Raw genomic sequence first — 19,782 nt, forward strand, 5'->3', positions numbered from 1 at the left:
GCTGGGCGGATGGAGATCCAGGGGCTGCCCGGTCGGCTGCTTGACGAGCTCGGGCCCGCGATCGCGTCGGGGGAGATTCCCGAGGGTGCGGTGCTGCGCGGCGAGGAACTGGAGGAGCGGTTCGGGGTGTCCCGGACGGTCGTCCGGGAGGCGGTGCGGATCCTGGAGGGGATGCGCCTGGTGGCGTCCCGGCGGCGGGTCGGGATCACCGTGCAGCCCAGGTCGCTCTGGGACGTCTTCGACCCGCTGGTGATCCGCTGGCGGCTGGCCGGCGCGGACCGCTCGGCCCAGCTGCGTTCGCTCGGCTCGCTGCGGGTGGCCGTCGAACCGGCCGCGGCCGCGCTCGCCGCGGTGCACGCGAGCGACGACGACCGGCGCCAACTCGGCTCACTGGCCGTGGAGTTGACCGTCTCGGCGCGGGCCGCCGACCTCACCACCTTCCTCCGGCACGACATCGAATTCCACGCCACCGTGCTGCGCGCCTCCGGCAACGAGATGTTCGCCCACCTCGGCGACACCGTGGGGGCGGTGCTCACCGGGCGGACCGAGTACCATCTGATGCCCCATCAGCCGGAGCCGTACGCGATCCGGCTGCACCGCGAAGTCGCCGACGCGATCTGCGCGGGGGACGCCGTCCAGGCCGAGCAGGCCATGCGGACGATCGTGGCGGGCGCCCTGGAGGAGCTCAACCAGCAGTTGGGCTGACCTCCCCCGGCGGCGGGCCGCCCGCTGCCGGCTGCCCGGATCACGCGCTTTGACGGCAGTTCGGTGGATTCGGACGCATAGTCCTGGTTCGGCGGGGCAGAGTGAGGCAAGGGGGCGCGTTTCGCGTGCGCCCGTCCCGTGTCCGCCGCCGAGTCCGCGCCTGGGGGTCGATCGATGTCCGTGCCACGCCGCCGTCGCCGCCTGCCCGACGAGGTGCGCGCCGCCGCCGTCCGGGCGGTGCTCTGCCTGTCCTTCACCCTGGTCGGCGTGGTCGTCGCCACGCTCGCCTCGTACGCGGACAGTTGGCTGATGACGCCGGCGCTGATGACGATGGGGCTCGGGGTGTTCGGCACGATGTGGTGCCTGCTGGAGATCCTGATCTCGCGCCAGGTCGCCGCCCAGCGGCAGCGCGCGCCCGGCTCCGCGCACCCGATGGCGGGCAACCGGGCGCCCGACCCGCTGGCCGCCCGGCCGCTCCCCCGCCCCGGCGGGCCACAGCGCCAGCCGCGACTGCCGGCCGCGTAGGACACCTGCGGCCGACAGTCGCGGTCAGCCCTCCGGGACGGCCCGGTAGTGGGTGGTGAGCCGGCCCGTGTCGTCCAGGACGTGGAAGGCGAGCATCGGCGGCTGGGTGAAGGAGATGCCGGGCCCGCCCTCGCAGGGCAGCGTGACGGTGGAGACCACACCCGGGGCGACCAGCAGGGGCAGTCCGGCGAAGGTGGTGGCGGCGCCGGTGTGGGAGTGGCCGCAGAGCAGGCCGGCCACCCGGGGGTGCCGGGCCAGCACCGCGCCCAGCGCCTCCTCGCCGAACTGGCGGATCGGGTCGACGTTCGGCAGGTGCAGGACGGCCGGCGGGTGGTGGAAGGCCACCAGCGCCGGCAGGTCGGCGCGGCCGGCCGCCAGTTCGGCGTCCAGCCAGGCCAGCGTCTCCTCGTCCAGCAGGCCGTCATCGCGGCCGGGGATCGAGGAGTCCAGCATCAGCACGTCGGCGCCGGGCAGTCGGTGCAGCCGGTTGACCGGGCCGTCCGCGGGGGCCTCGCCGAGCAGCACCTCCCGGTAGGGCGCCCGGCGGTCGTGGTTGCCGGGGCAAATGAGCACCGGGTACCGGGAGTCCAGCACCTTGGCCACCTGCTCGTACTCGGCGGGCAGGCCGTGGTCGGCGAGGTCCCCGGTGACGAGCACCGCGTCCAGCGGGCCGGGCAGGGCGTCGAGGTACGCCATCACCTGCCCGGCCCGCCGCCGGGCGCGCCTGCCGCCGTCCCGGCGGTGCTCCTGCCCGAGGTGGATGTCACTGAAGTGCGCGATCGTCAGCATGCACGCCACGCTAGTCAGTTGAGGACTGCGCCGGAACCTCGGCCGGACGCTTGAACATCCGGGTGGCGGTGATCTCGCCGTGGATGGCCGGGCCGTCCGGGTCCTGCGGGGCGGGCAGACCGGGGCGCAGGTGCTCCTCGACCGAGATGTACTTGAGGCCCGCCCGCAGGTCGGCGTCGTTGCGCAGCCGGATGACCAGCGGGAACTCTGCGAGCGCGGTGGTGTCGAACAGGCCGGTGGTGTAGATCAGTTGGACGCCGAGCGCGTCGGCCACGGCCCGCTGGAGCTCCAGCAGGTAGGTGGCGTTCGCGCGGCCGATCGGGTTGTCCAGGAACAGCGTGCCGGCGTGCCGCAGCTGGGACTGGCCGCGGTCGTTGGCGCGCAGCGCGGCCATCGTGCAGTACAGCGCGATGGCGGCGGTGAGCAGCTGGCCGCCGGAGAAGACGTCGGACATCTGGCCGACGCCGACCCGCTCGGCGCGCAGCACCGCGTCCGGCTTGAGGATCTCGACGCTGACGCCCTTCGGGCCCATCGCGGCGGCGACCCCGCGCAGCAGCAGGGACATGCCGTCGCGGCGCAGGTCGCTGTTCTTGCGGACGGCGGCGCGGGTGGCCTCGTCGATGACCTCACCCAGGCGCTCGACCAGGGTGGCGTGGTCCGGGTCCTCGAAGCGGATCCGCAGGAACTCCTGGCCGGACCACTCCCCCAGGCCCTCGGGCAGCCGGGAGAGCCGCTGGGCGGCGCGCAGGGTGGTGAGCGAGGACTCGACCAGGCCGCGCAGGCGGTCGACGATCGAGCCGCGGTTGCGCTCCAGCTGGGCGAGTTCGTCGGTCAGCACGCGCAGCCGGGGCGCGAAGGCGGCGGCCCAGGCGGCGGCGTGCTCGGGCAGCGCGGCGGCGGGCAGTTCGCGGATCTGCTGGCGGGCGGGGGTGCGGACGGCCTCGTAGCGGGCGGCGTTGGCGTGCCGGACGAGGGCGTCGGAGGCGTCGCGGACGGCGAGTTCGGCGGAGGACAGCTCGCCGGCGGCGGTGCGCAGGGCGCGGCGGGCCTCGGCGGCGGTGCCGCGCGCCTCCGGCAGTGAGCCGAGGTAGGGCTCGGCGGACTGGCCGTCGTCCTCCTGCTGCTCGCGCAGGCCGTCGCGCAGCTGGCCGGCGAGTTCGTCGAAGTCGGCGGCGGCCGACTGGGCGGCGTCGAAGGTGCGTTGCAGGTCGGCGTGCGCGGTGCGGGCGGCGTCCAGGGCCTCCCGGCGTTCGGCGAGCCGGCTGGTGGCGGTGCGCAGCAGGACCTGGGCGTGCTCGGGGTCGGCGGGGACGAGGTCCTCGGGCAGTTCGGTGTGCGCCTCGCCGTCGGCGGGGGCGGAGCGCTCGGCCTCGCCGCGCAGGCGCCCGAGCTGCTCGCTGGCGGCGGCGGAGCGGGCCTCGATGGTGGCGACCAGGTCCTCGGCGCGGGCGGCCGCGGCCTGGCGGGCCGGGCCGTCGGCGCCGTCGGGGCTGCCGAGGAGTTCCTCGGCGCGGGTGCGGACCTTGTTGGTGAGGCGGTCGAGTTCGGTCGCGGCGGCGGCCTCGTCGCCCTCGGCGCGGGCCTGCTCGGCGCGCAGGTCGGCGCCGACGCCGACCTTCTCGTACAGCTGGGAGGCGGCGCGGTAGGCCTCGCGCAGGGCGGGCAGTGCGGCGGGGGCCGACTCGGAGGGCTCGTCGGCCTGCTCGGCGGCGGGGATCTCGGCGCGTTCGGCGCGCACGGTACGGGCGGTGCGGCGGGCGTCGTCGGCGGCGCGCTGGGCGGCGCGGCGGTCCTCGTCGCAGGTGCGGGCGCGTTCGGCGCAGACGGCCTGGCGGCGGTCGCACTCGGCGGCGTCCTCGGCGAGTTCGCGCTGGCGGCGCGCCCAGTTGGCGCGCTCGCGCAGCCGGAAGGCGAGGCCGGAGAGGGCGTCGGCGCGGCGGCGGGCGCGCTGGGCGGCCTCGCGGTGCTCCTCGTGGGCGGCGGCCGCGGCGGCGTGGTCGGTCTCGGCCTCGTCGTGGTCGGCGCGCAGGGTGGCCAGGGCGGCGGCGGCCTGCTCGGCGTGCTCGCGGGCGGCCTCGGCGGCGGCGGCGAGTTCGGCGAGGGTGCCGGGCGGGCAGCTGGCGTGCCAGGAGGCGAGGCGGGCGGCGAGGGCGCGGTCGGCACCGAGGCGGGCGGCGAGTTCGCGGATGTGCTCCTCGCGGGCGCTCGCCCGGGCGCGCAGTTCGCGGCGCTCGTCGTCGGCGGCGGACTCGTCGTGCATGGCCGGGTTCGGCGGCACCAGGAAGAACGCGGGCTGGTCGGTGATCGGGGCGATCAGGGAGGCGGCGGCGCCGACGGCGACGGTGGAGCGGGGCAGCAGGGCGGCGGCCTGCAGGGCCTCGCGGGCCCGCTCCAGCGAGGCCGGGTCGGTGACGACGACGCCGTCGACGAGTTCGGGGCGGGCGGCGAGGATCGCCTCGTGGTCGGCCGGGTCGACGGACTGGGCGAGGTAGCGCCAGCCCGGCAGGGCGGGGATGCCGTGCTCGGCGAGGTACTCGACGGTGGCCAGGACGTCCGGGCCGGGCGGCAGCAGTCCGCCGTCACCGAGGGCGGCGAGGATGCGGGAGTCGTCGGCGGCGGCGGTGCGCAGGTCGAACAGGGTGCGTTCGGCGGTGGCGATGGACTCGTCGAGGAGTTCGCGCAGGTACTCGGCGTTGCGGTCGAGGACGGCGGGGGTGAGGAAGCCGGCGTCCTCCTCGGCCCCTGACCCGTCGTCGCTCCAGTCGGTGGGTGCGGGGGTCAGGGAGAGCAGGTCGGAGAGGCGCTGCTCGGTGGCGAGCAGGGCGGCGGTGCGCTGCTCGGCGGCGAGCGCCCGGGCGGCGGCCGTGCGGGCGTCGCCGGCGCGTTCGGCGGCGAGTTCGGCGCGGCCGGTGGCGGCGGCGGCCTCGCGCAGCCGGGCGGCGCAGGCCTCGGCGGCCGTACGGGCCTGGGCGAGGGCGGCGCCGGCGGCCTTCTCGACGTCGGCGGCGTGCAGGGCGGCGCGGGCCGGGTCGACGTCGCCGTCGGCGTCGATGAAGCCGGCCTCGACGGCGGCGGCGGTCTCCTGCTCGACCTCGGCGAGGCGCTGGCGCAGGTGGTCGACCTCGCTGCGGGCCTTCTGGGCGGCGGTGGCGGCCTCGGTGGCGTCGGACTGGGCCTTGGCGCCGTCGTCCTGGAGCTCGCCGGCGCGCTGCTCCTCGGTGTCGGCGCGGGCCTCGGCGGCCGCGGCGGCGCCTTCCAGGGCGCGGGCCAGGGCGGTGGCGGCGCGGGCACGGGCGGCGAGCGCGGGGGCGGCGTCGAGTTCGGCCTCGCGGATGGCGGCGGCGACCCGGGTGATCCGGTCGGCGGCGGCGCGCTGGCGCAGGACGGCCTCGGCGGCCTGCCAGGCGGAGTGCAGGGTGCGGGCGTCGATGAGTTCGCGGCGCAGTGCGGCGGCCTCGGCGGTGGCCGCGGCGAGGCCCAGGGTGGCGTGCCGGTGGGTGAGTTCGGCGGTGATGAGGGTGTGCCGGGTGCGGTCGGCCTCGGCGGCGGTGACGGCGCCCGCGGCGGCGGCGACCTCGATGGCGAGGTCCTGGGCGCGGTCGCGTTCGGCGGCGGCGCGGGAGGTGAGGGCGTGGGCGAGGCGGCGGGTGCGGCGTTCGGCGGTGCGGTGGGCCTCGCGGACGCTCTCGCGGGCGCCGGTGGCCTCGACGATGCGTTCCAGCAGGTCGAGGGAGCCGGCGGTGAAGTCGCGTTCGGCGGTGAGTTCGGCGCGGCGGCCGAGCTTGGCGGCGAAGCCGTGGACGAGGTCGGCGAGGCCGTCGGTGTCCCGGGTGTCGGTGACGGCGCGCAGCAGCAGGTCGGTGAAGTCGCTGTCGTGCTTGACCGCGAAGAGGCCGGCGGCCTCGCCCTCGTCGGCGTTCATCTCGCGCTGGTAGCGGAAGAGTTCGGGGTCGAGGCCGAGTTCGCCGAGGTGCTCGGTCCAGCGGTCGTGGCCGTCCTCGAAGACCAGGTCGAGGTGCGGGTGGGCCTTGCCGGCCTCGGTGAGGGCGTCGCGGAAGCCCTTCATGGTGCGGCGGCGGCCGCGGGCCTTCTGGTCGCCGGCCAGGCCGATGCGTTCGGCGACCGGCAGCGAGTCCAGGGTGAGGCCGGGGCCGGGGCGGAAGGAGTACCAGGTCTCGGCGAACTTGCGCGGGTCGGAGGAGACCTGGCGGCCGCGCCACTCGCTGACCTTGCCGACCACGATCAGCTCGCCGGTGACGGTGTGCTGCCACTCCAGCGCGACGTGGCCGCAGTCGTCGGCGAGCAGGAACTTGCGCAGCACGCCGGAGCTGGCGCCGCCGAGGGTGTTGCGGTGGCCGGGGAGCATCACCGAGAAGATCAGTTTGAGCAGGACGGACTTGCCGCCGCCGTTCTCCAGGAAGAGCACGCCGGCCGGGGCGGGGCGGCGGACCGGGCCCTCGGTGTCCTCGCCGAACAGGCCGATCTGCTGCGGGGCCGGGTCGGCGACGGGCTCGCCGACACCGCGCAGGTCGAGCACCGTGTCGGCGTAGCGGGCGCCGGCCGGTCCGATCGAGTAGAGGCGGACCCGGTTGAGCTCGTACATGTGCGGCGGTTCTCCGTGGGCGAGTCGGGTAGGGGTGTCAGAGCGAGTGGAACGGCAGGCCTGCGTCGGCCACCAGTTCGTCGCCGGTGTCCGGCGGCAGCAGGCTGGCGGTGCCGTCGGAGACCGGGACGATGCCGAGGTCGAGCAGTTCGGCCATGGCCGCGCTGCCGGCCAGGTCGCGGACCTGGAGCTGGTAGCGGGCGGTGGTGCGGTAGGTGCCGCCGGAGTCGTCGGAGACCTTCTGCAGGAAGCCGGAGTCGACCAGGAACAGCACGGCCTTGGCGACGATGCCGATGGTGGAGCCGGAGAGCCGGCGGGCGTCCTTGGTGGCGCCGGTGGCGGTGCGCCGGGCCCAGACCCGCCAGGCGGCCTCCAGGCCGGGGGCGTCGGACTGCGGGTCGGTGTTGTCGCCCTCGGTCGCGGCCTGCTCCTCCAGGCGGCGGCAGGCCTGGCGGACGAAGGCGTCGACGCCGTTGACGGTGATCCGGCCGAGGTAGCCGTCGTCGGCGAGGTCCTCGGGCCGGGGGAAGGCCATCGCGGCGACGGCGAGGTGGGCCAGGCCGTGCAGGAAGCGGTCGGTGGACTCGGTGGCGGCGCGGCGCGAGTAGTCGCCCATCCGGACGGCGAACAGCGAGTCCTCGGCGGCGGCGACGGCCATGCCGGCGCGCGGCGAGACCTCCAGGACGACCAGACCCATGCCGGTGGCGACGGCGTCGGCGAGCCGGGCGAACGGCGGGTCCTCGCGGTGGCGGCGGACGAGTTCGGCGTACTCGGCGTCGCGGGCGGGGAGCAGCTTGGCCTGGAGGCCGAAGGAGACCAGCCGGGCGGCGTCGGCGACGTCGCCCGGGGTGATCGGGGCGGGGGCCGCGGGTTCGGTCTCGGCCGCCCAGGACGTGTCGTGGTGGGTCGTCACGGGCGGTGCTCCTCGGGGCTGTTGCTAGTACGGGTGATCTGGTGGTGCGTCGAGACGGCGGCTTCGTCAGCCGGCGTCCTTGCGGTCGGCGGCCATGCCGGCCGCGTCGAGCAGGGCGCTGCCGACGATCAGGTCGGCGCCGCCGAACTGCGGGTCGCGCAGCGGGGTGCCGTCGTCCACGGCGAACAGCAGCCGCTCCTCGCCCTGCCGGTAGGCGGTGCCGACCGGCGGGCTGGCCGCGTGGACGGCCAGCAGGGCGACCAGGTACGGCAGCTCCGGGTCCTGCCCGCGGGCCTCGGCCAGCAGGCCGGAGAGCCGGCGGGGGGCGTCGGCGGGCAGGTCGAGCAGGAGCAGCGCGGCCTCCAGCTGGGCTTCGGAGAAGCGGCTGTCGTCCGGGGTGGCGACCAGGTCCGGGTCGGGCAGTTCGGCGCCGAGGTGCTCGCGCTCGACCGGCGGGGTGAGCAGCAGGTCGACCAGGTCGGCGACCCGGACGGAGACGGGGGTGCGCAGGCCGGCGCCGCGGGCGAAGAAGGCACCGGTGGGGCGGACGGCCTGCTCGACCGGCAGCCGCAGCACGGGGGCGAGCAGCTGGCCGTAGAGGTCGATGCCGCTGCGGGCGCCGGGGGTGGCGAAGGCCTGCCGGTCCTGCTCGGCGCGGAACAGCGGGCCGGCCTCCAGCAGGCGGGTCTGCAGCTTGGTGTGGCGGCGGATGCAGTCCTTGACGATGTCGAGCAGCTCGGCGGCGCGGCGCTTGTTCTCGGCCCCTTCGGGAGTGTTCGGCTCGGCCTCGTCGCGGGCCTTGCGGATGTTGGTGAGAATCGCGTTCTCGTGCCGGTAGCGGTCGGCGATGTGGTCCAGCGCCTCGTCGATGAGGTCCGGGATGGCGCGCATCCAGTCGACGGCGCGGACGTTGCGCCGGGTCGCGTCGAGGGCGCGGCGCAGCGTCTCGGCGTACTGGACGGTGCGGTAGCGGGCCTGCTCGGCGGCGAGCTGGGCGTCGGCCAGGCGGCCGCGGCGGATCAGCACCTCCAGCTTGACCTCGGCGGCGATCTGGGCCGAGGTGACGTCGGTGTCGAGCGCGCCGACCAGGACGTTGACCGCCTCGTCGGTGGTGCGCAGGTAGACGCCGCCGTCGGGGCCGGGGACCTCCTCGATCAGCTTGAAGTCGTAGTCGCGCCGGACGTACGCGCCGTCCGCGCCGAAGGTGCCGTAGACGGCGCGGAAGCCCCGGTCGACGCTGCCGACGTTGATCAGCGACTCCAGCACCCAGCGGGCGACCCGCTCGTGCTCGGCGGCGGGGCGGCCGGCGGCCTGGGCGGCGACCCGGGGCAGCAGGCGGGCGAGCACTATGTCGCGGTCGGCGCCGGTGTCGAAGTCCATGTGCAGGGTGACCAGGTCGATCGCGGCGAGACCGACCTCGGCCATCGCGTAGCCGCCGTACTCGCCCGCCAGATTGACCTTGCGGTTGTCCAGGTCGTGCAGGGGGGCGGTGCAGGCCAGCGCCTTGAGCCGGCGGGCCAGGCCCTCGTCGGCGGCGGGGCCGGGCGCGGGCCTCGCCGCGACGGACCCGGCGGGCGGCCGGGGGCCGGGCAGGGTGGGCGGGTCAGCGATGGCGGTCACGGTGCACAAGATTAGAGGTTCGCACCGACATCGACCGAAACGGGCCTTGTGGGCGGGCTGCGCGGCAGGCCGGAGGGCGTGTCGGGGGTGAATTCAGAACGGGATTTCGATGGGATTCCGCCAATTCCGAACCGATATTCGGCAAACCCGTGAAGACTGCGCGTCGCTACCGTGATGATCGGCCTATGATCACTCGACTGGTCAAAGCGGGCTTCGCCGCCGCGCTGTCCGTGACCACCCTCGCCACCGGTGCCGCCGCCTCGTCAGCCGCCCCCGCCGACGCCCCCGCCGTTCAGGGGCAGCACGTGACCGCAGCCCTGAACGGCTTCCTGCCGGGCACCACCCCTCCCGGACCGGGCAAGCTCTCGGTCGGCTGGACCTCCGCCGGCACCCAGGACCTCACCGGGCCGACCCACATCACCGTCGACCTGCCGCCCGGGCTCACCACCGAGCTCGGCATGTTCTACTCCACCCCGTACGACTACACCTTCACCGAGTCCGTCTCGCCCGACGGGCGCCACCTGGACGCCGTCCTCATCGGCACCCGCAGGCCCGGGCGCTACGAGTTCATGAAGCTGAACGTGGGCCGCGACTACACCCAGCAGCTGACCGGCCAGATCGTCGTGACCGTGTCCAATCCGAACGACACCGACCCGACCGGCCACGTGACGGCCCTGTCGGTCGACGGGACCACCCCGGCGCCGGTCGTCCAGGCGCCGCCCACGGTCGACGGCCTCGACACCACCACCGGCCCCGGCGCGGGCGGCACCGCGGCGACCGTCAGCGGCAGCAACCTGGCGCACGGCATGGTGCTGGTCGGCGGCGTCCCGGCGGCCGGCACCTGCACCGACACCGCCTGCACGGTGATCACGCCCGGCGGCACGGGCAGCGCACCCGTCTCCGTGGTGACCCCCGGCGGCACGGTCGCGGCGCCGGCCGCCTTCGACTACACGGGCGCCCCGCCCCCGCCCCCGCCCGCGCCGACGGTCGGCAACCTGACCTACACCAGCGGCCCGGCCGCCGGCGGCACCCAGGTGTACCTCCAGGGCACCAACCTGACGTACGGGACGGTCGCGTTCGGCGGGGTGCCGGCCGCGCACGTCTCCTGCGGCCCGTCCTTCTGCTCGGCCACCTCCCCGGCGGCGGCGGGCCCCGGCCCGGTGGGCGTCACGGTGACCACGGCGGGCGGCACCAGCGCCCCGGTGACCTTCACGTACACCGCGTAGTCCCGACGTACACCGCGCAGTCCGGCTGTTCCGATGCCCGGGTGCTCCGGCACCCGGGCATCGGCGTGTCCGGGGGCGCGCGCCGGCCCGGCGTCCGGGGGTGCGCGCCCGCACGGCGTCCGGGGGTGCGTACCGGCCCGGCGTCTGGGGCGTGCCCGCACGTCAGGGGCTAGTTGAACGCGTTCAAATCGAGGGTCTAGAGTCGGTTCCGCACAGACGGGACAAGGCCCCGCCTGCTCTTCGGCATGGAGGTTCGCACCATGGACACCAATCCGGGCACCGATCCCGCGGCGGTACTGCGCAGAGTCCGGCGCTGGCTCTGGATCTTCGTGGTCTGCCTGGTGCTGAGCGGCCTGACGGCCTTCCCGCTGGAGACCGAGACCCGCTGGCTGGCCGATCTCGCGACCGGGCCGGCCGCGCCGCTGGCCGACCGCTTCCCGGCCGCCCTGGACTGGATCGAACGCGTCCGCACCGGCGTCGCGGAGACCAATGACCGCTACCCCTTCCTGGCCTACGGCACCGACTGGCTCGCCTTCGCCCACCTGGTGATCGCCGCCGCCTTCTGGGGCCCGATCAAGGACCCGGTCCGCAACATCTGGGTGATCCGCTGGGCGGTGCTCGCCTGCGGCGCCGTCATCCCCCTGGCCCTGGTCTGCGGGCCGCTGCGGGGGATCCCCCTGGGCTGGCGATTCATCGACATGTCGTTCGGAATCGTCGGCGTCGTCCCGCTGCTGATCGTGCTGCGGGCGCTGCGCCCGCTGGAACGTTCCTTCCAGGGGCCGGTGGCCGCGAGCTGAGTCGGAGCCCCCCAGCACCGCCCCAGGGCGTGTGACCAGGGGTCGCACGCCGGTGGGCCCCCTGGGCCCGGGTCACGGGCAACGACCTTCATCCGCAGGCCCTACCATCTGGCTCAACAGCTGCTGGAAGGCGGACGGGCGTGGCCGATGCGGTGATCGATCTCAATGCGGACCTCGGTGAGGGGTTCGGACGCTGGACGCTGACCGACGACGAGGCCCTGCTGTCCGTGGTGACCAGTGCCAACGTCGCCTGCGGCTTCCACGCGGGAGATCCGTCGACGATGCGCCGGGTCTGCGCGCTGGCCGCCGAACGCGGCGTCCGGATCGGCGCCCAGGTCTCCTACCGCGACCTGGCCGGCTTCGGCCGCCGGGCCATGGACGTCCCCCCGGAGGAGCTCGCCGACGAGATCGCCTACCAGATCGGCGCCCTCCAGGTCTTCGCCCGCGCGGCCGGCTCCCGGGTCTCCTACGTCAAACCGCACGGCGCCCTCTACAACCGCGTGGTCACCGACTCCGAACAGGCCGAGGCCGTGGTGGCCGGCGTGCTGCGGGCCGGGGCGGTCTGCGACGGACCGCTGCCGGTGCTCGGACTGCCCGGCTCCCGGCTGCTCGCCGTCGCCGAGGGCGTCGGCCTGGCGGTCGTCGCCGAGGCCTTCGCCGACCGCGCGTACACCTGGGCCGGCACCCTCGTCCCGCGCCGCGACCCGGACGCCGTGGTGCACGACCCCGAATCGGTGATCACCCGAGCCGTCGGCATCGCCCGGGACGCCTCGGTGGAGGCCGTCGGCGGCGAACGGATCGCCGTCGAGGCCCGCTCCCTGTGCGTCCACGGCGACACCCCCGGCGCCGCCCAGCTCGCCTGGCGGATCCGCGGAGCCCTCGCCTCCGCCGGGGTCCGGGTGGAGGCGTTCACATGACGCCCGCCGCCGTCCGGCGCGTCGGCGAGCGGGCGCTGCTGGTCGAACTCGACGACACGGCGCAGGTCGCCGCGCTGTACGGATGGCTGCGCGAGCGGCAGGAGAGCCGGGCGCTCGGCGCGGTCGAGGAGATCGTGCCGGCCGCGCGCACGGTGCTGCTGGACGGCGTCGCGGACGTCGACGCACTGGCGGCCCTGCTGCGCACGGCCCGTCCGTCGGCGGCCGCGGCGGCGACCGGGCCGCTGGTGGAGGTGCCGACGGTGTACGACGGCGCCGACCTCGCCGAGGTCGCCGCACTGTGGGGGGTGTCCGAGGAGGCTGCCGTACGGATCCACACCGGGCCCGAGTACGTGGTCGCCTTCTGCGGGTTCGCGCCCGGCTTCGGCTACCTGACCGGGCTGCCGCTCCGGTACGAGGTCCCGCGCCGAGCCACCCCGCGCAGCAGCGTCCCGGTCGGCTCGGTCGCCCTGGCCGGCCCGTACACCGGCGTCTACCCGGGCTCCTCCCCCGGCGGCTGGCAGCTGATCGGGCGCACCGGGCTCGCGCTCTGGGACACCGGGCGCGAGCCAGCGGCGCTGCTGGCGCCCGGGGTGCGGGTGCGGTTCACGGCGGAACGGGCGTAGCGGGGGTGCGGGCCGACGGCGGGCGGCGCGCGGGCCCCGGACGACGGCGGACGGGGCGGCCGGGGGCGGGGCGGCGGCGGACGGGGTGGAGGCGGACGGGGTGGGGGCGTTGAGCGGTTTGCTGGTGGTGCGGCCCGGACCGTTGACCACCGTCCAGGACCTCGGACGGCGCGGCGTCGCCCACCTCGGGGTGCCCAGGGCCGGGGCGCTGGACGAGCCCGCGCTGCGGGCGGCGAACCGGCTGGTCGGCAACGAGCCGGGCGCCGCCGGGCTGGAGACCACGCTCGGCGGGGTCGCCCTGCGCGCCCTCGGGCCGGTGGTCGTGGCCGTCACCGGCGCACCCTCGCCCGTCCGGGTGGACGGGCGGGCGGCCGCGTGGGGTGCGCCGGTCGCGGTGCCGGCCGGGGCGGTGCTGGAGGTGGGGGCGGCGACCGCCGGGGTGCGCGGCTACCTGGCGGTCGCGGGCGCGATCGCCGTCCCGCCGGTCCTGGGCAGCCGCTCGACGGACCTGCTCTCCGGCCTCGGACCGGCCCCGCTCGCCGCCGGCGACCGGCTGCCGGTCGGCCCGCCTCCGCCCGACCGCCCCCGGCCCGACCTGGTGCCGCTGCCCGCTCCCCCGGCCGAACTGGTGCTGCGGCTGCGGCTCGGCCCGCGCGCGGACTGGTTCGAGCCTGCGGCGCTGACCCGGCTGGCCCGCGACGGGTACCTGGTCTCCCCGGCCGGCAACCGGATCGGGCTGCGCACCGAGGGCCCGCCGGTCACCCGCGCCCGGGCGGGTGAACTACCCAGTGAGGGCATGGTGTTGGGCGCGGTGCAGATCCCGCCGGACGGGCGGCCGGTGGTCTTCCTGGCCGACCACCCGACCACCGGCGGCTACCCGGTGATCGGCGTCGTCCCCGCCGCCGACCTCGCGGCGGCCGCCCAGGCACGCCCGGGCACGCCGGTGCGCTTCGTACTGCTGCGGGAGCGCTGAGCGGCCGCGACAGCACGCCTCCCGGCGCGATCGCGGTTCCTGCACCACCGAAGCCAGCCGCGGCGGTGCATTCAGGCGGGGGCGCCGAACCACCTGGACAGGTGACCGCGCAGGCCCTGCTGGTCCTCGCCGACCCAGGCCACGTGGCCGTCCGGGCGCAGCAGCACCGCAGGCACGTCCAACTCGTCGCTGACGTCGACGACATGGTCGACCCGGTCCGCCCAGCCCGCCACCGAGAGCCCACCGGTCTGATCGAGCAGCAGCCCGCGGCCGCCGTGCATCAGCCCGTACAGACGGCCACGCTTCAGCTGCACGTCGCGCAGCCGGCGGCCGAGCAGCTCATGCCCTTCGCCGAGGTCGTAGCGGACCCCGATCGCGATGATCTTCTCGATCAGGTACCGGTTCACCTCCTCGAAGTCCATCAGCTCCGCCAACAGCCGGCGCACCGCCTGGGCGCCGGGCTCCAGGGACATCAACTGGATCTGGGCGCGGGTGTTGTCCAGCACGTCGGCGGCCACCGGGTGCCGTTCGGCGTGGTAGCTGTCCAGCAGCCCCTCCGGCGCCCAGCCGTCGACCTCGGCGGCCAGCTTCCAGCCCAGGTTGAACGCGTCCTGGACGCCGAGGTTGAGCCCCTGCCCGCCGGTCGGCGGGTGGATGTGCGCCGCGTCGCCGGCCAGCAGCACCCGGCCGACCCGGTAGCGCTCGGCCAGTCGGGTGGCGTCACCGAAGCGCGAGAGCCAGCGTGGTGAGTGCGCCCCGAAGTCCGTGCCCGCGACGGCCCGCAGCTGGCGCTTGAACTCCTCGAAGGTCGGAGCAGCCGTACGGTCCTCGGCCACACCCTCGGCGGGCACCACGACGCGGTACACCCCGTCCCCCTCGGGGATGGCGCCGAACCGCAGCTGGGTCTTGCGGACCTCCGCGATGACGGCGGCGATCGTCTCCGGCTCCTCCGCCAGCTCCATGTCGCCCAGCAGCGTCTCCACCCTGGAGGGCTCGCCGGGGAAGCCGACGCCGAGCAGCTTGCGCACCGCACTGCGGCCTCCGTCGCAGCCGACGAGGTAGCGCGAGCGCAGCCGCGTGCCGTCGGCCAGTTCGACACTCACCCCGTCCTCGTCCTGGCTCAGCCCCACCAGTTCGCAGCCGCGCCGGAGCTCGGCGCCGAGTTCGGTCGCGTGCTCGGTCAGCAGCCGCTCGGTGACCGCCTGCGGGATGGACAGGACGTATGCCTGGGTGGTGTCCAGCCGCTCCGGCCACTCCTTGCCGATGCCGGCGAAGAAGCCGCCGACCGCGAACTTCCGGCCGAGCGGGAGGAACCGCTCCAGCAGCCCGCGCTGGTCCATCACCTCAAGACTGCGCGCGTGCAGACCGCGCGCCCGGGCCGGCAGGGGCCGCTCCGTCTCCTTCTCCAGCACGAGTACCTGCACGCCGTGCAACCGCAACTCGCCGGCCATCATCAGCCCGGTCGGCCCGGCACCGACCACGATCACGTCAATCATCACAAACCCCCAGGTATGCCCGCAGATCCCGGCTTCGGCCGGTCATTCTGCGGCACGACCGGGGCCTTGCCGCAAGCCCCCCAGTCCGCTATACCTTGAGAGTGGCAAGGAGAGTCGGTGACCTCCTTGCCTTCGTTGTTTCCGCTCGTTGTTTCTGCTCGCGGTTTGCCGCCCGCTGTTTTCCGCCCGCTGCGCGCGCTCCGCTCAACGCCCCGACAGCAGCTCCGCCACCACCCGCTGCGCCGGGTCGAGCGCCGACTCCCCGTCCTCCACCGCCCATACGGCGTTCTGCAGCACCCGGGCGAGCGTCCAGCCGACCGCCGCCTCGCGGTCCAGTTCCAGTGCCTCCACCAGGACGTCGAACCGCCACCGCAGCGCCCGGGCGACGTCGCCGGTGGCCAGTACGTCGGCCCAGCGGTTGCGCAGCGCCGGGAGGAGTTCGAAGCCGGGGTGCCCGACGAGCGGTTTGGGGTCGATGGCGAGCCAGGGGGCGCGGCCGCCGCCCTCGGGCGGGGCGAGGACGTTGCCGTAGTGCAGGTCCCAGTGCAGCAGCCGGTCGCCGGGCTCGGTGCGGACCTCGCGCAGGGCCGCGGCGCAGTCGGTGAGCAAGCGCCGCTCGGCCGGGTCGACGAGGGCTGCGGCGGCGGCCGGGGCCCACGCGAGCAGACCGTCGGCGAGGTCCGCCAGCCGTCGCAGGTCCGGGGCTTCGATCTGACGTCCAGTCAATTCTCTTAGCAGGCCTGCGAGGACGTGCAGCGCCTCCCGGTCGTCCGCGACATCCAGCAGTGAACGCCCCGGGTCGAGGCGCTCCAGCAGCATCGAGCCCGAGGCCGGTTCATGGCCGAGGAGTCGTACGGCCCCTCGCCCGTCCCAGGCCCGGAGGGCTGCCGGCTCGCCCTCCGTCTCCTCGTCCACCGGCTGGAGCTTGAGCGCCGCGGGCGTGCCGTCGGCCCGCCACACCGGCAGCACCAGGGCGACGACGCCGTGCGCGGGCGGGCCGTCCGGGCGCAGATCCCAGCGTTCGAGCAACTCGCCTGCCAGCGCGGGGAGTCGGGCCGCCCAGGCGCGACCTTCGGGGCCGAGGGAATTCTCCAGGGACGCGGCCAGCGCGGGCGGGACGTCAACAGGCATCAGATGGGCTCCTCTCCGACTCCCCAGCCTACGGTCGAGGTTCGAGGCCGGCCGCCGAAACGAAGCCGTCGAGGTTGTCGAGCATGATGTTGTGCCCGCAGTCCGGGACGGCCGCCAACCGTACGCCCGCATCCCGGAGTTGGTCGGCGCCGCGCGGCTCGCCGCCCGCCTCCGGGTACAGGAAGGCACGCGGGAGGTCGAGGCCGAGCAGCAGTTCGCGCATCGTCGGCACCGTCGCCCGGGCCAGGTGGACGGCGCTGCGGTACAGCGCCTCGGGCCCGGCGAGGCGCATCGTGGACCACCAGGACGGGCCGACCCACGCGGCGACCTCGTCCCGGCCGCCGGCCAGGAACTCCTCCTCGGTGAAGCTCGCGATGCCGCTGCTGCCGGGCCGGCGGCCGGGGGTGACCGGGTCCAGGTTGGCGTCGACCAGGACGAGCCGGGAGACCGACTCCGGATGCCGGTGGGCGAGGACGACGGCGATCGCGCCTCCCATGCTGTGGCCGATCACCTCGACTCCGGCGAGCCCGGTCTCCGCCAGGGCCGCGGCGACGGCGTCGGCGTGCTCCTCCAGGGTGTATCCGAAGTCGGCGGGCCGGTCGCTGAGGCCGAAGCCGAGCAGGTCGAGCAGCAGCGAGCGGCGCCCGGTGAGCCCCGGGTGGGAGGCAGCGGCCGCGAAGTAGGCGGGCGAGCTGGCGCCGAGGCCGTGCAGGTAGAGCCGGGCGGGCTCGGCTCCGGGCAGCTCGACCCATCGGATCCGGTCGCCGTTCGGGGTGACGGGGGCGTGGCGCAGCACGGGGACTCCTCCTCCATCGGGGGCTGGGAACGCCCAGACCATACATCGCCATCGAGGTATAGCGGAACCGATATACCGAAGCTCCGAGGGACGAATCTGCGAGAGTGGCCCCATGCTGAAGCTCGCGATCCTCGGATTCCTCTACGACCGCCCGCTGCACGGCTACCAGCTGCGCCGCCACCTCGCCGCACTCACCGGGCACGTCCGCCCGATCAGCGACGGCACGCTCTACCCGGCGATCAAGCGCCTGGAGGCCGACGGCCTGCTGGTCCGCGAGACCGAGCCCGGCAGCGCCGCCGCACCCCGGCACACCCTCCACCTCACCGAGGCCGGCCGCACCGCACTGCTCGACCAGCTGCGCGAGCCCGAGCCGTTGGACATCAGCGACGAGAACCGCTGGTTCACCCTGCTCGCCTTCCTGCGCCACCTCGACGACCCCGCCGCCCAGGCCTCCGTGCTCCGCCGTCGCCTGGCCTTCCTCTCCGAGCCGGCAAGCTTCTTCTACGACGGCGACCGCCCGGTCGGCGCCGAGGAGTTCGCCGACCCGTTCCGCCGCGGCCTGCTGCTGATCGCCCGCGCCACCAGCGAGGCCGAACTCGCCTGGCTGCACGCCACCCTGGCCGAACTGGAGGACGTACCGACAGGCTGACGGTGACGGGCCGACAGGCCGACGATGACGGGCCGACAGGCTTCCGGACTGACGGACTGACGGACTGACCGAAAACCCGCTGCGGCGCCTTCCCTCCCCGCCCTGCCCGTGTTCCGATGACACCCATGGCCAACGACACGCACACCGGCAACGTACGACGCGAGGGGCACGACGGAACGGGCCCGGGCGCGATCACCCCGGACGGCTGCGCCGTCGAGCTCTGGGCCCGGCTCCCCGTCGGCGACGCCCCGGACGTGATCGAGGCCGCGGTGCCGGCCGGCGCCACCATCCTCGAACTGGGTTGCGGCGTCGGCCGGATGACGCACCCGCTGACCGATCGCGGCTTCACCGTGACGGCGGTGGACGAGTCTCCCGAGATGCTGGCCAGGGTGCGCGCGGGCATCCGCACCGTGCGCAGCCCGATCGAGCGACTGGACCTCGGCGAGCGCTTCGACGTCGTCCTGCTCGCCTCCTTCCTGATCCACGCGGGCGACGAGGCGGTCCGCCAGGGCCTGCTGGAGACCTGCCGCCGCCACGTCGCCGCGGACGGCTGCGTGCTGATGCAGCGGGAGGGCGAGGACTGGCACCTCAACGTGCCGCGCGAGGGCAGGCTCGGCACCGACGGCGTGTCGCGCATCGTCTCCTCGACGCCGGTCGGGGACGGCGTGAACTCCGTCCACGCCGAGTACGAGTTCCCGGACGGCCGTTGGACGCACACCTTCCGTTCCCGGCCGCTCACCACCGCCGCGTTCGACCGGGCGCTGGCGGACGCCGGTCTGACGGTCGAGAGCTACCTGACCAAGGACCGCACCTGGGTCCGCGTCCGGCCCGCCGGCTGAGCGGCGGAAGGCCAGGCGGAAGGGCAGGCGGAGGAGTCAGCGGGTCACGGAAGGGCCGACGGGCAAAGCCGGGTCAAAGGGTGAACAAAGAATAGTCATCTTCACCCCGTACCATCGGCCGCGCGCCCGCCCGTGCGCGGCCCGATGGCCGTGCGGGTCGCGGCCTGCCCGCCTGCCCGCACGCCCGCTCCGACCTGCGAGGACCGCACATGTACGACGACTCACGGATACCCCTGGTGGGTGTCTGGTGATCGACTGGTTCCACGGGGCCGTTCTCGGTCTGATCCAGGGGCTCACCGAGTTCCTGCCCGTCTCCTCCAGTGCCCACCTGCGGGTCTTCTCCGCCCTGCTGGGCTGGGACGACCCGGGCGCGGCCTTCACCGCCGTGACCCAGCTCGGCACCGAGACCGCGGTGCTGATCTACTTCCGCCGGGACATCGTCTCGATCGTGCGGACCTGGACGCTGTCGCTGTTCCGCCTGGCGCTGCGCTCGGACCCGGACGCCCGGATGGGCTGGTTCGTGATCATCGGCACGCTGCCGATCGGCATCCTCGGCAAGCTGTTCCAGGACACCATCGAGACCCACCTGCGCGATCTGCGGATCATCGGCACCACGTTGATCGTCTTCGGCCTGCTACTGGCCTTCGCCGACCGCACCCGCGCGGTCCGGCACGCCCGGCCGATCACCGACCTCACCCTGCCGCACGCGGGTGTCTACGGCCTCGCCCAGGCGCTCGCACTGATCCCGGGGGTGTCCCGCTCCGGCGGCACGATCAGCGCGGGCCTGCTGCTCGGCTACAGCCGGGAGGCGGCGGCCCGCTACTCCTTCCTGCTGGCGATCCCGGCGGTGCTCGCCTCGGGGGCGCTGGAGCTGTTCAAGATCGGCGAGGGCCCGGCACCGGCCTGGGGGCCGACCATCCTGGCCACCGCGATCGCCTTCGCGGTCGGCTACGCGGCGATCGCCTGGTTCCTCAAGTACATCTCGCACCACAGCTTCCTGCCGTTCGTGGTCTACCGGGTGCTGCTCGGCGTCCTGATCATCGGACTGGTGGCCGGCGGTGTGCTGGCCCCGGACGCGGGCGTCGTGAAGTAGAACCTCGTTCCACCAGGACCCGGAACAGCAGGACCCCGGAACAGCAGTGGGCCCGGCCCCCCCGGGGGGTGTGCCGGCCCCTCGGTC

Annotated in this window: 17 protein-coding genes; 10 read left to right on the top strand and 7 right to left on the bottom strand. The window is 75.0% G+C overall.

The window, feature by feature from the left end:
- The first annotated feature begins 9 nt into the window (after nucleotides 1-9).
- Together ACFVHI_RS12315 and ACFVHI_RS12320 are read left to right on the top strand one after the other, a co-directional pair.
- Entirely contained in the window at nucleotides 10-705 is a 696-nt protein-coding gene (locus ACFVHI_RS12315) for a FadR/GntR family transcriptional regulator (protein WP_380338311.1), read from the top strand.
- Nucleotides 706-879: 174 nt separating this feature from the next.
- Complete coding sequence (locus ACFVHI_RS12320) at nucleotides 880-1,230, top strand: hypothetical protein (protein WP_380338312.1); 351 nt, start codon at nucleotides 880-882, stop codon at nucleotides 1,228-1,230.
- Nucleotides 1,231-1,254: 24 nt separating this feature from the next.
- On the opposite strand, the gene ACFVHI_RS12325 is transcribed toward ACFVHI_RS12320, so the two are convergent.
- The 4 genes from ACFVHI_RS12325 to ACFVHI_RS12340 all read right to left on the bottom strand — a co-directional run bounded on the left by ACFVHI_RS12325 (nucleotide 1,255) and on the right by ACFVHI_RS12340 (nucleotide 9,155).
- Nucleotides 1,255-2,019, bottom strand: coding sequence for a metallophosphoesterase (locus tag ACFVHI_RS12325; RefSeq protein WP_380338314.1), 765 nt, complete (start codon nucleotides 2,017-2,019; stop codon nucleotides 1,255-1,257).
- 10 nt (nucleotides 2,020-2,029) lie between these two features.
- Nucleotides 2,030-6,622, bottom strand: coding sequence for a hypothetical protein (locus tag ACFVHI_RS12330; RefSeq protein WP_380338316.1), 4,593 nt, complete (start codon nucleotides 6,620-6,622; stop codon nucleotides 2,030-2,032).
- 37 nt (nucleotides 6,623-6,659) lie between these two features.
- On the bottom strand, nucleotides 6,660-7,535 hold the full coding sequence (locus ACFVHI_RS12335; RefSeq protein ID WP_063350182.1) for a hypothetical protein: 876 nt from the start codon (nucleotides 7,533-7,535) through the stop codon (nucleotides 6,660-6,662).
- Between the two features lie 66 nt (nucleotides 7,536-7,601).
- Nucleotides 7,602-9,155 (bottom strand): hypothetical protein, encoded by a 1,554-nt coding sequence (locus ACFVHI_RS12340; RefSeq protein WP_079136051.1) that lies wholly within the window; start codon nucleotides 9,153-9,155, stop codon nucleotides 7,602-7,604.
- Between the two features lie 185 nt (nucleotides 9,156-9,340).
- Between ACFVHI_RS12340 and ACFVHI_RS12345 the strand changes: the two genes are divergently transcribed.
- From ACFVHI_RS12345 to ACFVHI_RS12365, 5 genes are all read left to right on the top strand, one after another.
- The gene (locus tag ACFVHI_RS12345; protein ID WP_380338319.1) at nucleotides 9,341-10,381 is read left to right on the top strand and encodes an IPT/TIG domain-containing protein; all 1,041 of its coding nucleotides are present in this window, start codon (nucleotides 9,341-9,343) and stop codon (nucleotides 10,379-10,381) included.
- A 260-nt stretch (nucleotides 10,382-10,641) separates the two neighbouring features.
- Complete coding sequence (locus ACFVHI_RS12350) at nucleotides 10,642-11,178, top strand: hypothetical protein (RefSeq protein ID WP_063350180.1); 537 nt, start codon at nucleotides 10,642-10,644, stop codon at nucleotides 11,176-11,178.
- Between the two features lie 140 nt (nucleotides 11,179-11,318).
- The gene (locus tag ACFVHI_RS12355; RefSeq protein WP_244293516.1) at nucleotides 11,319-12,095 is read left to right on the top strand and encodes a LamB/YcsF family protein; all 777 of its coding nucleotides are present in this window, start codon (nucleotides 11,319-11,321) and stop codon (nucleotides 12,093-12,095) included.
- Entirely contained in the window at nucleotides 12,092-12,718 is a 627-nt protein-coding gene (pxpB, locus tag ACFVHI_RS12360) for a 5-oxoprolinase subunit PxpB (protein ID WP_380338323.1), read from the top strand. The genes ACFVHI_RS12355 and pxpB overlap by 4 nt, the downstream gene beginning before the upstream one ends.
- A 109-nt stretch (nucleotides 12,719-12,827) precedes the next feature.
- Nucleotides 12,828-13,691, top strand: coding sequence for a biotin-dependent carboxyltransferase family protein (locus ACFVHI_RS12365; protein WP_363377279.1), 864 nt, complete (start codon nucleotides 12,828-12,830; stop codon nucleotides 13,689-13,691).
- A gap of 71 nt (nucleotides 13,692-13,762) precedes the next feature.
- On the opposite strand, the gene rox is transcribed toward ACFVHI_RS12365, so the two are convergent.
- From rox to ACFVHI_RS12380, 3 genes are all read right to left on the bottom strand, one after another.
- Entirely contained in the window at nucleotides 13,763-15,187 is a 1,425-nt protein-coding gene (rox, locus tag ACFVHI_RS12370; RefSeq protein ID WP_380338326.1) for a rifampin monooxygenase, read from the bottom strand.
- 204 nt (nucleotides 15,188-15,391) lie between these two features.
- Nucleotides 15,392-16,318 carry an aminoglycoside phosphotransferase family protein gene (locus ACFVHI_RS12375; RefSeq protein ID WP_380338329.1) on the bottom strand — a complete coding sequence of 309 codons (927 nt, stop codon included), beginning with the start codon at nucleotides 16,316-16,318 and terminating at the stop codon, nucleotides 15,392-15,394.
- A 28-nt stretch (nucleotides 16,319-16,346) separates the two neighbouring features.
- Nucleotides 16,347-17,111, bottom strand: a complete 765-nt coding sequence (locus ACFVHI_RS12380; RefSeq protein ID WP_380338405.1) for an alpha/beta fold hydrolase — start codon at nucleotides 17,109-17,111, stop codon at nucleotides 16,347-16,349.
- 115 nt (nucleotides 17,112-17,226) lie between these two features.
- Between ACFVHI_RS12380 and ACFVHI_RS12385 the strand changes: the two genes are divergently transcribed.
- The 3 genes from ACFVHI_RS12385 to ACFVHI_RS12395 all read left to right on the top strand — a co-directional run bounded on the left by ACFVHI_RS12385 (nucleotide 17,227) and on the right by ACFVHI_RS12395 (nucleotide 19,695).
- Nucleotides 17,227-17,763, top strand: coding sequence for a PadR family transcriptional regulator (locus ACFVHI_RS12385; RefSeq protein WP_380338332.1), 537 nt, complete (start codon nucleotides 17,227-17,229; stop codon nucleotides 17,761-17,763).
- 125 nt (nucleotides 17,764-17,888) lie between these two features.
- Nucleotides 17,889-18,602: a class I SAM-dependent methyltransferase gene (locus ACFVHI_RS12390; RefSeq protein ID WP_380338335.1), complete on the top strand. Its 714-nt coding sequence runs from the start codon at nucleotides 17,889-17,891 to the stop codon at nucleotides 18,600-18,602.
- A 250-nt stretch (nucleotides 18,603-18,852) separates the two neighbouring features.
- A complete protein-coding gene (locus tag ACFVHI_RS12395; protein WP_380338408.1) occupies nucleotides 18,853-19,695 on the top strand; it encodes an undecaprenyl-diphosphate phosphatase in 843 nt (280 codons plus the stop codon).
- The last annotated feature ends 87 nt before the right edge of the window (nucleotides 19,696-19,782 follow it).

It is taken from the genome of Kitasatospora sp. NPDC127121 (assembly GCF_042677305.1).
Taxonomy (GTDB): Bacteria; Actinomycetota; Actinomycetes; order Streptomycetales; family Streptomycetaceae; genus Kitasatospora.

Coding starts and splice junctions, on each gene's coding strand:
- ACFVHI_RS12315 (WP_380338311.1), top strand. CDS start 10: ATGGAGATCCAGGGGCTGCCCGGTCGGCTGCTTGACGAGCTCGGGCCC.
- ACFVHI_RS12320 (WP_380338312.1), top strand. CDS start 880: ATGTCCGTGCCACGCCGCCGTCGCCGCCTGCCCGACGAGGTGCGCGCC.
- ACFVHI_RS12325 (WP_380338314.1), bottom strand. CDS start 2,019: ATGCTGACGATCGCGCACTTCAGTGACATCCACCTCGGGCAGGAGCAC.
- ACFVHI_RS12330 (WP_380338316.1), bottom strand. CDS start 6,622: ATGTACGAGCTCAACCGGGTCCGCCTCTACTCGATCGGACCGGCCGGC.
- ACFVHI_RS12345 (WP_380338319.1), top strand. CDS start 9,341: ATGATCACTCGACTGGTCAAAGCGGGCTTCGCCGCCGCGCTGTCCGTG.
- ACFVHI_RS12350 (WP_063350180.1), top strand. CDS start 10,642: ATGGACACCAATCCGGGCACCGATCCCGCGGCGGTACTGCGCAGAGTC.
- pxpB (WP_380338323.1), top strand. CDS start 12,092: ATGACGCCCGCCGCCGTCCGGCGCGTCGGCGAGCGGGCGCTGCTGGTC.
- rox (WP_380338326.1), bottom strand. CDS start 15,187: ATGATTGACGTGATCGTGGTCGGTGCCGGGCCGACCGGGCTGATGATG.
- ACFVHI_RS12375 (WP_380338329.1), bottom strand. CDS start 16,318: ATGCCTGTTGACGTCCCGCCCGCGCTGGCCGCGTCCCTGGAGAATTCC.
- ACFVHI_RS12385 (WP_380338332.1), top strand. CDS start 17,227: ATGCTGAAGCTCGCGATCCTCGGATTCCTCTACGACCGCCCGCTGCAC.
- ACFVHI_RS12390 (WP_380338335.1), top strand. CDS start 17,889: ATGGCCAACGACACGCACACCGGCAACGTACGACGCGAGGGGCACGAC.